This window comes from Arthrobacter sp. Alg241-R88, from assembly GCF_900537115.1.
GTDB lineage: Bacteria > Actinomycetota > Actinomycetes > Actinomycetales > Micrococcaceae > Arthrobacter.
The window spans coordinates 1-13,565 of the sequence record NZ_UNRG01000015.1; the positions used below are offsets into that span (position 1 = coordinate 1).

A 13,565-nucleotide genomic window follows, 5' to 3' on the forward strand; every position below is an offset into this window, starting at 1 on the left:
GACCCACTTTTGCAGCAGCTCACGGGAGGCCAAACCGGCCTCCACCGCCAGCTCCGGGCCGGGCTCGCCCGCGAGGAATCGCTGCACCAAGGCCAGCTTGAACTCGAACGAGTACGACTTCGCCGGCCTGCTCACCAGCACTCCTTGCCCATGAATCCTCCACCGCCCATACAGTGCCCTGACCGGCACCCAAGGCGCATCCAGCAAACGAGCCGCCGCCCGATACCCGATACCCCTCTCAAACAACGCTACAGCCGCCTCACGCTGCGCCTCAGATAATGAACTACTTGCACGCATAAAACTGCTCCCCGGAAGTCGGAACTGAATTTCTCAGTCCAACTTCCGGGGAGCAGTTCACTTTCTTAAGGAGAGTGAGAGAGCGTCGGCCGGGATGGCGCGTTAAGTGAGAGAGCGCTGGTGAATATGGCGCGTTAGGTGAGAGAGCGTGCCAGCCGGTGCGTTACTCCTTGCCGAGGCCCGCGGCCGAGGTCTTCTCGTCCGAAACACTGTTGAGCGCGACCAGGTCGAAGATGCCGTTGATGTCGGCCTGCTTGGTGGTGCCGGCAGCGACGCCGTCGGCCAGGAGCTTCTGGTAGGTTCCGGCGAGCGGGTCCACGGTGAACACGATGTTCTTCAGCGACCTGTCGATCACGTCCGCCTTCAGTTCGGCGCCGGCGGATTCCTTCAACGCGGCGTTGATGACAGAGGCCTTCTCGCCGTCGGCCGCGCCGTTCAGCCACTCAACCGACTTCACGTGGCCCTTCAGGAGCGCCTTCACGGTGTCCGGGTGGTCCGCCGCGAACTTCTGGCTCACGATCAGGATGGTGGTGGGGAATTCGCCCGGCTTGCCGGACAGCGAGCCGTCCCACAGGTCCTTTTCATCCACCAGAACCTTGGCTCCGGCGGTCAGCACCAAACGTGAGGCCCACGGCTCGGGCAGCCACGCGCCGTCGAGCTTTCCGTCCTGGAACAGCTTCAGGGTCTGGGCGTTTTCGGTGGGGTTGATGGCGACGTCGCCGCTGCCGTCCACGTTGGTCTTGTAGCCCTGCGAGGCGAGCCACGCGCGGAGGGCGACATCCTGCGTGCCGCCAAGCTGCGGGGAGGCGAGCGTCTTGCCCTTGAGGTCTGCCGCGGAGTTGATCTCCGGCTTGACCACCAGCTGGGCGCCGCCGGCGGCTGCGCCGGCGATGATGTGCACCGACTCGCCGGCGCTCTTGACGTAGGAGTTGATGGCCGGGTTCGGGCCGATGTAGGTGGCATCGATGGCGCCGGCATTCAGGGCCTCGATGGCGGCAGGGCCGGCGTTGAACACCTGGGTGGTCAGCTTTGTGTCGCCGAGTTCCTCGGCAATGTGGCCCTTGCTGACGCCGACAAGGGCGGGGGCGTGGGTCACGTTGCCGAAGTAGCCGAGCTTCAGTTCTGCAGCAGGGTTGCCGGCAGCTGCGGTCTCCTGGACCGCTGCCGGGGCGCTGTTGTTGTTGACGGCGGAGGCGACGGCGGCGCCGCCGCCCACCAGGGCCAGGATGCCGGCGGCGATGCCGATCTTCAGGCCGAGGGGCCGCTTGGGAGTGGCTGACTGGCCGGCGACGATGCGGGTGGAGCCTGGCTCTTCCGGGCTCTTGCTTGAGGGGTCTGACATGGGACGTTCCTTTGCTGGGGCGGATGCTGAGTTGAGATTACGGAGCACCCGGCAGCGCCACAATGATTCCCGTAGCGGGCGTTCACGGGACGTCGTGAACGCTCAACAGGGCGTAGCGCAGCGTCAAGGAACGTCTCGGGAAGACACAAAAAGGGAGTGGTGCTGCGCCCTTCGCTGAAGGCGCAGTACCACTCCTTTGTTGTGTCGGCTTTAGCTGCCGGCAGCTGCCGGCCTGGACTCCCGTACCACCGGCGGCGTGAACCTCGCCCCTGTGTCCGGGAAGGCAGGCACCTCGATGCGGGCGTGGGTGTGGACCTCCTGGACTGACCGGCGGGTGTGTTCGGCGATGTCTTCCATGGTGGCCACCCACATGCCGTCCATCGCCTTCACCCGTTCAATCAGCCTTTCCAGGGCCACTGCTTTTGAGGGCCGCCCGGAGATGAAGGGATGGTTGGTGAGCACAAAACAGCTGCCCTGGGCATGGTGCGCCTCCGCCTCGAGCGTCCACATTTCGAGGACCTTGGCCGGGCTTTCGATGACGCCGCTGCCCGTGACGCCGGGGTAGAAGGCATACTGCTCCCAGTCGTCCAGCGCCCAGTCGACAGGGATTTCCACAATGTCCCGGGTGTCGCCCGGGGCGACGCTGAAGCGGTAGGGGGCATCGCCGTCGAGCAGGCTCGAATCGTAGAGGAAGCCGCGGTCCGCCAGAAGCGCCGGCGAGTGCCAGTTGAGCTCCCACCACGGCGCCCGGTACCCCACAGGCTCTACTCCGGCGGCCTTCGCCAAGGCCTCCAGTCCGCGATCGATGTAGCGGGCCTCCGTGGCGGCGTCGATGCCCTGCATTGGCTCGTGCAGGTAGCCGTGGTGGGCCACCTCGTGCCCGGCGTCCACGATGCGCCGGACGGTGTCCGGGTAGCACTCGGCCGTGAAGCCGGGGACGAAGAACGTGGCGCGGATGTCCTGCCGCTGGAGGATCTGCAGTAAGCGGGGGACTGCCACCTTGGGCCCGTAGGACTGGTGGGTCATTAGGGACATCCGGCTGGTGCTCTTGGGGTCGTGGGCGATGGTGCAGGATTCGGCGTCGACGTCGAACGTGAAGGACGCTGCTGCGCGCTTGCCTTCCGGCCAGGTGATGGGGTGGGCGGCGTCGGGAAATGCTTCAAGAGTCATGTTGGGGAATCCTGTCGTAACGGGGTGCGGCGGTTCAGAAAGTGGAATTCAGAGTGCGGCGGGCGTGCCGGGCTGGGCAGCGGCACCGGTCAGCTCAGTGGGCAGCTGGCGGTGGGCAGGTGCCGGGGTGGACTCGATGAATTTGCGGTGCATCCTAGGCCCCAGGATGGCGTAGCTGGTGGCGCTGGCAAGGCCGCCGGCGAGCCAGGACAGATCCCAGCCGCCCAGGGCCACGGCGATGGGGCCCTGCATGGCGGGAACGAGGCCGTACATAAACAGCCAGGTGGCGAAGATACCCACCAGGAGGGAGGTGATGCCCGCCCAGTTGACGCCGGGGAGCCGCCGGGTGCCGACGCCGTCGAACAGCCTTTCCGGATTGCCGGGCCAGCGCTTGTCGATCCAGAAGTAGTGGACCAGCATGACGCCGCCCCAGGCGGCGACCCAGGCGACGAGCCCGATGAGCCAGGCGTCAAGGACTGCTGCGAAGTCCTCCTGGAAGATGAAGAAGACGACGGCGGCGAGCGAGAAGACGCCGACGAACAGGTTGAGCTTGCGGCGGCTGATGGTGATGTCGAGTGCCTGGGTGGCCACCGAGAAGGTGTAGATGTTGAGGATGTTGGTGGCGATGGGGCCATGGAGCACCATCAGCAGTACGGGCAGGGCGAGGACGCCGAAGTTCTGGACGATGAGCTTTCCGGGGTCGATTTCGCCGCTGTTGGTGGCCAGGCTTGCGCCCAGGACACCGAGCCAGACGACGGGGATGAACTGGCCCAGGACCGATGCCAGGTAGACCTTTTTCTTGGGCACTTCGGTGCTGACGAACCGGGAGTAGTCTGCGGCGTAGGTGAACCAGGTGATGCCCCAACCGATGCCGATGGCGGTCATCACGGCACTCATCGCGGCAATCCGGTCCGAGCCTTCCAGGATGTTGCCCGCGGGGCCGGCGTAAGCCCAGTTGATGTCCATGCCGAACCACGCCACGGCTGACATCACGGCCAGGATGACGATGGTTGGCGGGACAGTCCACTTTTCAAAAGCCGCAATCGCCTTATAGCCAAACCAGGCGATGGCTACCTGGGCGGCCATGATTCCGGTGGCGACGGCAATCTTCCAGCCGTAGTTGGCGGCTGTGGGGTCCACCCAGCCCAGGGTGCCGAACAGTGCCATGACCAGGTCCAGGATGATCCAGGTGTTCACGGCGCACCAGCCGATCACCAGGAGCGCCTGGATGGCTGCCGGGAGGTAGTTCCCCCGCCTGCCGAATGCGGCCCGGGCGAGCACCATGCCGGTGGCGCCGGTTTTCTGCCCAAGGAGGACGAAGCAGCCGAAGAGCAGCATGCCGATCAGGTTGCCCAGCACCAGGACTGTCACGGTGTCCGCGAAGCCCAGCCCCAGGTGGATTCCGAGGGCGCCCAGTACCCAGTTGATCGGTGCCAGGTTGGCGCCGGCCCAGATCCAGAACTGGCCGGAGACCTTGTGTGTGCGCTTGGATTCGGGAATTGGCTGGAGCCAGGCTTCGACGTCTTCCGTGTGAACGGATTGCTCGGCTCCTGGGGCTGTGGATTGGTGTTGCATCGGGGCCTCTTCGTTGAGGGGATGGGGATTCTTCAAGATTATGTGTCGGGGGCCACATCTACCATCTACAATGTGTCTTGAGCTTTCCCCTTCTACATGACGGAGTGTCATGCCGGTTCGTTTGGAAGATGTCTTGCGGCATTCCACTGTTATTGCCGCGGATCCCGTGGTCCGTGCGGCGGCGGGAGTCGTTCCCCAAACCCAGCTTCGCTGGATCCACTCCAGCGAGGTCTTGGACATTGCCTCGCTGCTGGGTGGCGGTGAGCTGCTGCTGACCGGCGGCCAGGCCCTGGCACTGGCTTCCGATGAGCGCCGCACGGGCTACATCCACGATCTGGCCGAGCGTGGGGTGGCGGCGCTCGCCATCGAGACCGGCAGTGTGCTGCCGTCCATTCCGTCATCGATGATTTCGGCTGCCGAGGAAGCCGGGCTTCCGCTGATCGAGCTTCGCAGGGTGGTGCCTTTTGTGGCGGTCATGGAGGCCATCAACTCACAGCTTGTCAGCCAGTCCGCCGCCCAGCTGCAGCAAGCCGACCAGGCCAGCCACGCCATGGCGGTGGAACTCTCGCACGGAGGCAGCCTGGACCGGATTCTTGCTGTCCTGGCTGCGGCCACGGGTTCGGAGGTGGTGCTCACCTCTACCGCCGGGATTACCCTCGCGAGTGCTGAATTTGCGAGTGAGCGTGAAGCCTCTGCCTCCTTGGATGGCTCCGGCGAGCATCAGAGCACCGTCCAGATTGAAGTGCCCGTGCGGGGGATTCCGTCGGCCCGCCTGACACTTCAGGTGCGCGGCGAAGCCGACGTGAACCTGGCGCGGATCGCCGGCAACCGTTCCGTGGACATCCTGGCCCTTGCGCTGTTGCAGCGGATGCCTCCCGGTTTGAAGGAGATGGCCGGCGCGGCCCTGATCCGGGCTGTTGATTCCGGCAAGCAAAACTGGCGGCTGCAGGAACTGGCGCCCGCCGCAGGCATCCCGGTCTCTGCCCAGGTGGTGGCGGTGGTTATGCGCTCCTCCGCTTCCCAGCAGCTCCGGCGGCAGGTGGAGCACCTCCTGGACCCGGGTGGCCAGCACGGTGCCAGCTATGCGGACAACGCGGAGCTGCTGGCCCTGGGGGTCCTCCGCTCCGGGAATGCCCAGGATGAGCGGCAAAAGATCCTGGCCGGCCTGCAGTCGTTGGAGGTACCGGAGGGAACGGTGAGCGCCGTGGGACCCATTGCATCGGGTATCTCCTCCGCTCCATGGTCGCTCGCCGAGGCGAGGCTCACGCTGGAACTGGCTGCCGACGTCGGACGCTTCGGTTTCGAGGGAACGGCACCTGGGCGGGTGCTTGATGCCCAGGCGTTCGCCGTGGAACGGTTCGCAGTTCACTCCATGGACGAAGCCCTGCGCCGGGACTTCGTGAGCCAGCAGCTCGCCGCCGTCCTTGAGCACGACGCCCAGCGCCAGTCCAAGCTGGTGGAAACACTGCGCGTCTGGCTGGACTCCGGGTGCAACACCGCCCAGGCTGCAAGGGAGCTGCATGTGGAGCGGCAGTCCATGCACCAGCGGCTCCAGCGGATCTTCTCCCTCTGCGGCGGCGACCCCCGCGGAACCGGCCGCCTCCCCGCCCTGCACTTGGCCACCCGCCTCGCCGCCCTCCAGCCCAAATAACCCCTGCGACGCTCTCTCACTTAACGCGGGTTTTTCGGCGACGCTCTCTCACCCACCGAGGCCCAATGGTCGGCCTGTGGATAACTTCTGCAGCGTCCTGCCCTGAGGAGGCACAATGCCAGCATGCGAAAGCAAGAATTCCTGCCCCCGCCGTTGGCACAGGCTCCCTTCACCTTCGGTTCTGCCAGGGCTTCCGGCGTCACCCTGGACAGGCTTCGGCGCAAGGATGTAGTCAACGTGGGCCGCGGTCTTTACCGCCCGGCGGATTGGGACTTCGATCTGGAAGGTGCCGCAAGGGCGTTGTCCGCTGCTTCGCCCGGCGCCTGGATTTCACACGTGACCGCGGCCCGGCTCCGGTGTCAGCTGCTGCCACCGTGGCTGGCCGATTCTAACGAACTGCATCTCAGCAAGCCGCGGGCGCGGCCGTCGGTCCGCCGAAAGGGCATATTCGGGCACACCGTCGTGGCCCTTGAGGATGAGATTGAAGTGGTTGACGGCATCAGCATGAGCACCAGGTCCCGCACTTGGCTCGACCTGGCACGGATCCTGCCGCTCAATGATCTGGTGAGCATGGGTGACGAACTGATCCGCATCCCACGGGTGGATTTTGAGGGAAGGACGCAGCCCTACGACACCTTGGCGGGGCTTCGCATCCTGGTGGGCCACCACCCAAATCTCCAGGGCATCGTCAGGGCCCGCGAAGCGCTGGATCTGATGCGGGTGGGTGCGGACTCCGCGCCCGAATCGCTGCTCCGCCTGGCTATCATCAGCGCTGGCCTACCCGAGCCGGAACTTCAGGTGCCATTGCGCGCAGGAGACGCGAGGTCGCCGTCGGCCGATTTGGGCTATCGTCATCGCCGACTTGCCATCCAGTACGACGGCGGGCATCACCTTGGCGACGCGCAGATCCTCAGCGACAGGAGACGGGACAAGGCGTTCGAATCCGCTGGCTGGACGGTCCTGGTTCTTGACAAGGACGACCATGCGGACGGTTTTGAAAGTGCAGTTCAACGCATCAAACGGGCACTTCGGAGGGGCTGGCTTGACCACCCGCAGGCGTCAGGATTTGCCAGCGGCGATTGAACGTCGAAGATGGCGCTTAACGCCGTGACGCTCCCTCACCAGAGATGAGAGAGCGTCACCGGAAAACCCACGTTAAGTGAGAGAGCGTCACCGGAAAAGCCACGTTAAGTGAGAGAGCGTCGCAGGAAAAGCCGCGTTAAGTGAGAGAGCGTCCGTGGGGGTTAGCGGAGCACCACCGTCCGGTTCCCCTGCAGGATGACCCGGCCCTCACAGTGCCAGCGGACCGCGTTGGACAGCGCCTTGCACTCGGTGTCGCGTCCGGCGGCCACCAGGTCCTCGGGCCCGTAGGTGTGGTCCACCTCCACGGTCTGCTGCGAGATGATCGGCCCCTCGTCGAGCTCACTGTTGACGTAGTGCGCGGTGGCGCCCACGGTCTTCACACCGCGGGCGTACGCCTGGTGGTATGGCTTGGCGCCCTTGAAGCTGGGCAGGAATGAGTGGTGGATGTTGATCGCCTTCCCGTCCAACTTGCGGGTCAGGTTGTCGCTGAGGACCTGCATGTACCGGGCCAGAACCACGAGTTCCACATCGAACTCGTCCACCAGCTCCAGCAGCCGGGCCTCGGCCGCGGGCTTGGTGTCGGCAGTGACGGGCACATGGAAGAACGGGATCCCGTGCCATTCCACCAGCGCCTGGTGATCGGTGTGGTTGGACACCACCGCCACCACGTCAACGGGCAGCTCGCCGACGCGCGCGCGGAACAGCAGGTCGTTGAGGCAATGCCCGAACTTGGACACCATGATCAGCACCCGCCGCTTGGAACCGTGCGGCTCCAGCCGCCAGCGCATCCCGAAGCGCTCCGCAACGGGGCCAAAAGCGGCCCGCAGCGTGTCCGCGGTGGAGGCATCGCCGTCGGACGCAAAATGCACCCGCATAAAGAAGTGTCCTTCGGAGCGCTCGCCGAACTGCTGGTTGTCGATGATGTCGCAGCCGTGCTCCAGTAGGAAGCCGGACACGGCATGGACGATACCCGGTGATTCCGAGCAGTCCAGCGTCAGGACATGCTCCACAGTGGTCGCCAGCTGCGGCAGGGAAGTTTCAGTCTGGATGGCAGTCATGGCTCAGCACTCGATTACGTTGACGGCAAGGCCTCCGCGGGAGGTTTCCTTGTACTTGGTTTTCATGTCGGCTCCTGTTTCGCGCATCGTTTTGATGGCCTTGTCGAGGGATACCTTGTGGCTGCCGTCGCCGTGCAGGGCAAGGCGGGCGGCGTTGATGGCCTTCACGCTGGCGATGGCGTTGCGCTCGATGCAGGGGATCTGCACCAGCCCGCCCACCGGATCGCACGTCAGGCCGAGGTTGTGTTCAATGCCCACTTCGGCGGCGTTTTCCACCTGGGCAGGCGTGCCGCCCAGCACTTCGCAGAGCCCGGCGGCGGCCATGGAGCAGGCTGAGCCCACCTCACCCTGGCAGCCCACCTCGGCCCCCGAAATGGAGGCGTTGATCTTGAACAGGATTCCGACGGCGGCCGCGGCCAGAAGGAAGCGGACCACGCCGTCGTCATTGGCGCCGGGGACGAACTTCACGTAGTAGTGCAGCACCGCCGGGACGATGCCGGCCGCGCCGTTGGTGGGTGCCGTGACGATGCGCCCGCCGGCGGCGTTCTCCTCGTTTACGGCCAGTGCGAACAGGTTCACCCATTCCATGGCCCGGAGCGGGTCGGTCACCCCGGTGTCCGCATTCAGGGTCTGGAATAACGACGGCGCGCGGCGGCGGACGTTGAGCCCACCGGGAAGGATTCCTTCCGCGGCGCAGCCGTTGTCCACGCATTCGCGCATGACCGCCCACAGCCCCAGCAGCTTCTCCCGGAGTTCCGCTTCGGTCCGCCACACCAGCTCGTTGGCGAGCATAACGTCGGAAATGGACATGCCTTCGCGTGCGCAGATCTCCAGGAGCTCGTCCGCGCTGGCGAACGGGTAGGGAAGGACGGTCGAGTCGGCAACAACCCTGTCGCCGGCGTCGGCGTCCCCGTCAACAACGAAGCCGCCCCCAATCGAATAGAAGCTCCGTTCGCTGAGCACGGCGCCGGCGTGGTCCAGCGCCCGGAACGTCATCCCGTTCGGGTGGGCCGGGAGGGACTTGCGCCGGTGCAGCACCACGTCCTCGTCCCAGTTGAAGTCCACCCGGTGGTCGCCGCCCACCCACAGCTCGGCGTCGAGGGCGGCGGCAGCCACCTGGTCATCGGCAGTGGAGGTGTCCACGGTTTCCGGGTCCAGCCCCTTGAAGCCCAGGACCACCGCCTTGTCCGAGCCGTGGCCGCGGCCGGTGGCGCCCAGCGAACCGAACAGTTCGGCCTGCACGCGCCTGGTGGAACTCAGGTGTCCGTCGCCTTTGAGTCCATCGGCGAACAGCTTCGCTGCCCGCATCGGGCCCACCGTGTGTGACGACGACGGCCCGATGCCAACGGAAAACAGGTCCAGGACGCTGAGGGCCATTTAGGGGACCTCGGGGGAGGCGTACTCCCGCATGGCGTCGAGGAGCCAGCGGCCCAGGAAATCGGCGAACGACGCGCGGGGGAAGATCCGGAAGGTCTCCTCACCAGTCTTCCACAGCACCACGGGAATGTTGCCGATCTCCGTGGACAGTGCCGTGCCGGCCTTCAGCACGCGGGGGTGCAGGTCCAGGGCGCAGCCCTTTTCCAGGACTGCGCGGGACCGGGGTCCGGTGAGTTCGAAGGTGGTGCGGTTGGCGGAGAGGTCCACTACCTGGCCTTCGCCGTCGCCGAGTGCTTCGCGGAGTGCCTGGATCAGGTCGCCGCCGAGGGACTCATGGGCTTCGGTGGGTGCCACCACCAGGAACTCTTCGGGCCCGAGCCACAGCACCGAGGTGTCCCCGGTGCCGCTGACGGCGCCGCAGGCCGCGGGCAGGCCGCCGGTGACGGCGGTTACGCGCTGCCCGGTGTCGCTGGTCCGGTTGACCCGAAGACCCACCATGGTCAGGAAGGACACCTCGGACAGTTCCACCACGCCCTGGACGGAGCCGGTTTCAAACGCTGCCCGGAGCTGGGCGGCGGGGGTGACGCGGAGGGAGAGGTTCTTCTCGTAGGAGGTTGCGGGTGCTGCTGTTTCAGCCATCTTTGCGGGTCCCTTCGGGGTCAAAAAGTACGGTTTCGGCGACGACGACGTCCACGAGCTGGTCGCCGGCGGCAGCCACCAGGGTTTCGCCGATGCGGTTGCGGCCGTTCTTGATCAGTGCCAGGCCGAATGACCGGCCCAGGGCGGCGCTGTGGTAGCTGGAGGTGACGAAGCCTTCCATCGGTACCGGCCCGTAGGCAGGGTTGGTGGAGCGGCCCTTTTCCACAAGCTGGGTGCCTTCCGGCAGGCGCAGTGTCCCGTCCACGGGGAGCACGCTGACCAGGTGCTTGCGGTCCTCGCGCTGGGCGTCGGCCCGGGCGTAGGAGCGCTTGCCGATGAATTCCTTGGCCTTGGAGACGATCCATTCCATGCCCGCGTCCTGCGGGGTGACGGTGCCGTCGGTGTCCTGCCCAACGATCGGGTAGCCCTTTTCGGCGCGGAGCACGTGCATGGTTTCGGTGCCGTAGGGGGTGATGTTGAACTCGGCGCCGGCGGCTGCCACGGCTTCCCACGTGTTCAGGCCGTACCAGGACGGCACGTTGATCTCGTAGGCCAGTTCCCCGGAGAAGGAGATCCGGCAGACCCGGGCGCGGACGCCGGAGGCCAGGGTGGTTTCGCGGAACGTCATGAACGGGAAGGCTTCGGCTTCCAGCCCGCCGTTGGCGGCGAGCTCCGGTGCCACCTTTGCCAGGACCGCGCGGGATTTGGGCCCGACGACGGCAATGGTGCTCCACTGTTCGGTCACCGAGGTGCAGTGCACGTCCAGGTCCGGCCACTCGGTCTGCAGCCATTCCTCCAGCCAGTCCAGCACCTTGGCGGCGCCGCCGGTGGTGGTGGTCATGAAGTAGCGGTCCTCGTCGAGGCGCAGGGTTACGCCGTCGTCGAAGATCATGCCGTCAGCCATGCACATCACGCCGTAACGCGCGGAGCCCGGAGCAAGCTTCTTGAAGGCGTTGGTGTAGATCCGGTTGAGGAACTCACCGGCGTCCTTGCCGCGGATCTCGATCTTGCCCAGGGTGGTGGCGTCCATAAAGCCCACGGAGTCGCGGACGGCCGCGCATTCACGCAGGACGGCCGCGTCCATGTCCTCCCCGTCCTGCGGGTAGTACCAGGGCCGCTTCCACTGGCCGACGTCCTCGAACAGGGCGCCCTTTGCCACGTGCCACGGGTGGATCGAGGTGACGCGGGCGGGGTCGAACAGCTCGCCGCGCTGGCGGCCGGCGAGGGCCGCGAACGCCACGGGGGTGAAGGGTGCGCGGTAGGTGGTGGTGCCGATGTCGCCGATGCCGCGGGACGCCTCGCCGGCGGTGCGCAGCGCGGCGGCGATGACGCCGATCGCGTTGACGCCGGAGGTTTTGCCCTGATCGTTGGCGGTGCTGATGGAGGTGTAGCGCTTGATGTGCTCCACGGACCGCATGCCGGCTCCGGTGGAGCGCAGCACGTCAGCCACGGACTGGTCGCGCTGGAAGTCCACAAAGTGGTGGTGCCAGTCGTCCGGAGTGCCCTGCTCGCCGGGAACCAGCCACAGCTGGCGGGTGGGGGCGGCGGCCTTCGGCTCGCCGAGCGGTGCCGGTTCGACGGCGGCGCTAAAGCCAGCTGCGATAGCTGCCGTCGCGCCGGCGGAGATTCCCTCGGCCAGGCAGTCTGCGGTGTCGAAGGAGCCCCGACCGGAGCCGACAATCTGCTGGTTGGGGACCACGGTGCTTGGCACAAAGGCGGCCAGTTCGTCATCCCAGCGCAGCTTGCCCTGCCGCTGGGAGTGCAGGTGGACCAGCGGGCTCCAGCCGCCGGACACAGCCAGCAGGTCGCAGGCGATCTGTTCGATGCCCGACGTGAGCTCGCCGTCGTCGTTAATGCTGCGGACGGTGACCCCGTCCAGGCGGCCGTCGGTGTTTGTTCCGGCGGAGCCGGAGGAGGTGTTGGCCACCGCGCTGCCGATCAGCACCCGGGTGCCGGCTTCGACGGCGGCCGCGGCCACTGCGGTGAGCTGCGGCCGGGCGTCCACCACGGCGGCGACCTTGACGCCGGCGGCGCGCAGGTCAGCGGCCAGGGCGTAGGCGCTGTCGTTGGTGGTGCTGATGACCACGCGCTGGCCGGCTGCGACTGCGTAGCGGTTGAGGTAGCTGCGGACGGCCGAGGCGAGCATGATGCCGGGCCGGTCGTTGTTCTCGAACACCAGCGGCCGTTCGTGGGCGCCGGGGGCCAGCACCACCTGGTTGGCACGGATGTGCCAAATACGCTGCCGGGATACACCGGACGCGGCGGGGGAGGACAGATGGTCGGTGCGGTTCTGGACGGCGATCACGTAGTTGGCGTCGTACGCGCCGAAGGCGGTGGTGCGGTTCAGGACGGTGGATTCGGCGCCGGAGACGAGTTCGGCTTCGACGTCGGCCACCCATTCCAACGCCGGCTTTCCCTCGATGGTCTCGTCAAGTCCCGCTGCCGTTGACCCGGAAAGGAGTGATCCGCCCAGTTCCGGCTGGTCGTCCAGGAGCATGACGCGGGCGCCGGTGCGGACGGCTTCGCGGGCTGCGGCCAGGCCTGCGGGACCGCCGCCGATGACCAGGACGTCGGTGTGGACGTACTTCTTGTCGTACTCGGCGCGGTCCTCCTCGGGGTCAAGCTTGCCCAGGCCGCTCAGCAATTCTGCCTGCAGGCCGTCCACCAGAGTGACCGTGGTGGCGGGGAGCATGGACTCGGCCACGTGGCCGGGGAAGCGCGGCTGCACCTTGACCAGGGCGTTGGATTCCTCCACACCGGCGGACATGATCCCGCGGGGGCGGTCCTCGTAGAGCGAGTTGCCGGCGGCGACGCGGCCGTTGGCCAGCAGCGCGGAGGCGAGGGTGTCACCGGGGTGGCCCGTGAATTCCTCGCCGTCCACGGTGAATCGCCAGGAGATGGTGCGGTCGATGCGTCCACCGGCGGCGAGGCGGGCGTTCTGGGAAGCCGCGGGGTTCTGGGAAGTCACTTGGTTGCTCCTTCCGGGGCGGTGGTGCTGGTTTCAGAAGTACTGGTTCCGGAAATGTCCGGCGCGGCAGTCCCCGTGGTGGTGCTGTCAGCGGCGGTGCTGGCAGTGCCGGACTCAGGTGCCGGGGCAGGTGCGTCAGGGCGGGGCGTGCCCATGGGGTAGACGGCCTGGATGTCGTAGGTGACGGTGTCGCGGAGCATGTTGAACCACTGGCGGCAGCCCGTGCTGTGGAGCCAGCGCTCGGCGAAGGCGCCCTTGGTGTTGTCCCGGTAGAACAGGAACTCGGCCCATTGGCGGTCGGTCAGTTCGTTGGGGTTTTCCGGGTAAGGCACGTGGGCCTGGCCGCCGTAGTGGAACTCGGTCTCGTCGCGGGAGCCGCAGTTGGGGCAGGAGATGAGCAGCATG

General features: G+C 66.5%; 10 protein-coding genes. 2 read left to right on the forward strand and 8 right to left on the reverse strand.

The genetic code is table 11. The features are described from left to right. Positions 1 to 460: 460 nt before the first annotated feature. From G6R19_RS19385 to G6R19_RS19395, 3 genes are all read right to left on the reverse strand, one after another. Positions 461 to 1,639: an ABC transporter substrate-binding protein gene (locus G6R19_RS19385; RefSeq protein WP_163167973.1), complete on the reverse strand. Its 1,179-nt coding sequence runs from the start codon at positions 1,637 to 1,639 to the stop codon at positions 461 to 463. 210 nt (positions 1,640 to 1,849) lie between these two features. Then, positions 1,850 to 2,809 (reverse strand): polysaccharide deacetylase, encoded by a 960-nt coding sequence (locus G6R19_RS19390; protein ID WP_163167974.1) that lies wholly within the window; start codon positions 2,807 to 2,809, stop codon positions 1,850 to 1,852. A gap of 48 nt (positions 2,810 to 2,857) precedes the next feature. Next, positions 2,858 to 4,384 (reverse strand): cytosine permease, encoded by a 1,527-nt coding sequence (locus G6R19_RS19395; RefSeq protein ID WP_163167975.1) that lies wholly within the window; start codon positions 4,382 to 4,384, stop codon positions 2,858 to 2,860. A gap of 133 nt (positions 4,385 to 4,517) precedes the next feature. Between G6R19_RS19395 and G6R19_RS19400 the strand changes: the two genes are divergently transcribed. Both G6R19_RS19400 and G6R19_RS19405 read left to right on the forward strand, forming a co-directional pair. Next, a complete protein-coding gene (locus G6R19_RS19400) occupies positions 4,518 to 6,035 on the forward strand; it encodes a PucR family transcriptional regulator ligand-binding domain-containing protein (RefSeq protein WP_346010092.1) in 1,518 nt (505 codons plus the stop codon). Positions 6,036 to 6,158: 123 nt separating this feature from the next. Then, positions 6,159 to 7,118, forward strand: coding sequence for a hypothetical protein (locus G6R19_RS19405; RefSeq protein WP_163167977.1), 960 nt, complete (start codon positions 6,159 to 6,161; stop codon positions 7,116 to 7,118). A 161-nt stretch (positions 7,119 to 7,279) separates the two neighbouring features. On the opposite strand, the gene purU is transcribed toward G6R19_RS19405, so the two are convergent. Genes purU through G6R19_RS19430 form a run of 5 tightly spaced genes read right to left on the reverse strand, consistent with a single transcriptional unit; the run spans position 7,280 to position 13,564 of the window. Next, the gene (gene purU, locus G6R19_RS19410; protein WP_163167978.1) at positions 7,280 to 8,176 is read right to left on the reverse strand and encodes a formyltetrahydrofolate deformylase; all 897 of its coding nucleotides are present in this window, start codon (positions 8,174 to 8,176) and stop codon (positions 7,280 to 7,282) included. Between the two features lie 3 nt (positions 8,177 to 8,179). Beyond that, entirely contained in the window at positions 8,180 to 9,553 is a 1,374-nt protein-coding gene (locus G6R19_RS19415; RefSeq protein ID WP_163167979.1) for an L-serine ammonia-lyase, read from the reverse strand. Continuing rightward, positions 9,554 to 10,192, reverse strand: a complete 639-nt coding sequence (locus G6R19_RS19420; protein ID WP_163167980.1) for a sarcosine oxidase subunit gamma family protein — start codon at positions 10,190 to 10,192, stop codon at positions 9,554 to 9,556. It abuts the gene before it with no gap. Further along, on the reverse strand, positions 10,185 to 13,160 hold the full coding sequence (locus G6R19_RS19425; RefSeq protein WP_163167981.1) for a sarcosine oxidase subunit alpha family protein: 2,976 nt from the start codon (positions 13,158 to 13,160) through the stop codon (positions 10,185 to 10,187). The genes G6R19_RS19420 and G6R19_RS19425 overlap by 8 nt, the downstream gene beginning before the upstream one ends. Further along, positions 13,157 to 13,564, reverse strand: coding sequence for a sarcosine oxidase subunit delta (locus G6R19_RS19430; protein ID WP_163167982.1), 408 nt, complete (start codon positions 13,562 to 13,564; stop codon positions 13,157 to 13,159). Before G6R19_RS19430 ends, G6R19_RS19425 begins: the two co-directional genes overlap by 4 nt. Between the last annotated feature and the right edge of the window lies 1 nt (position 13,565).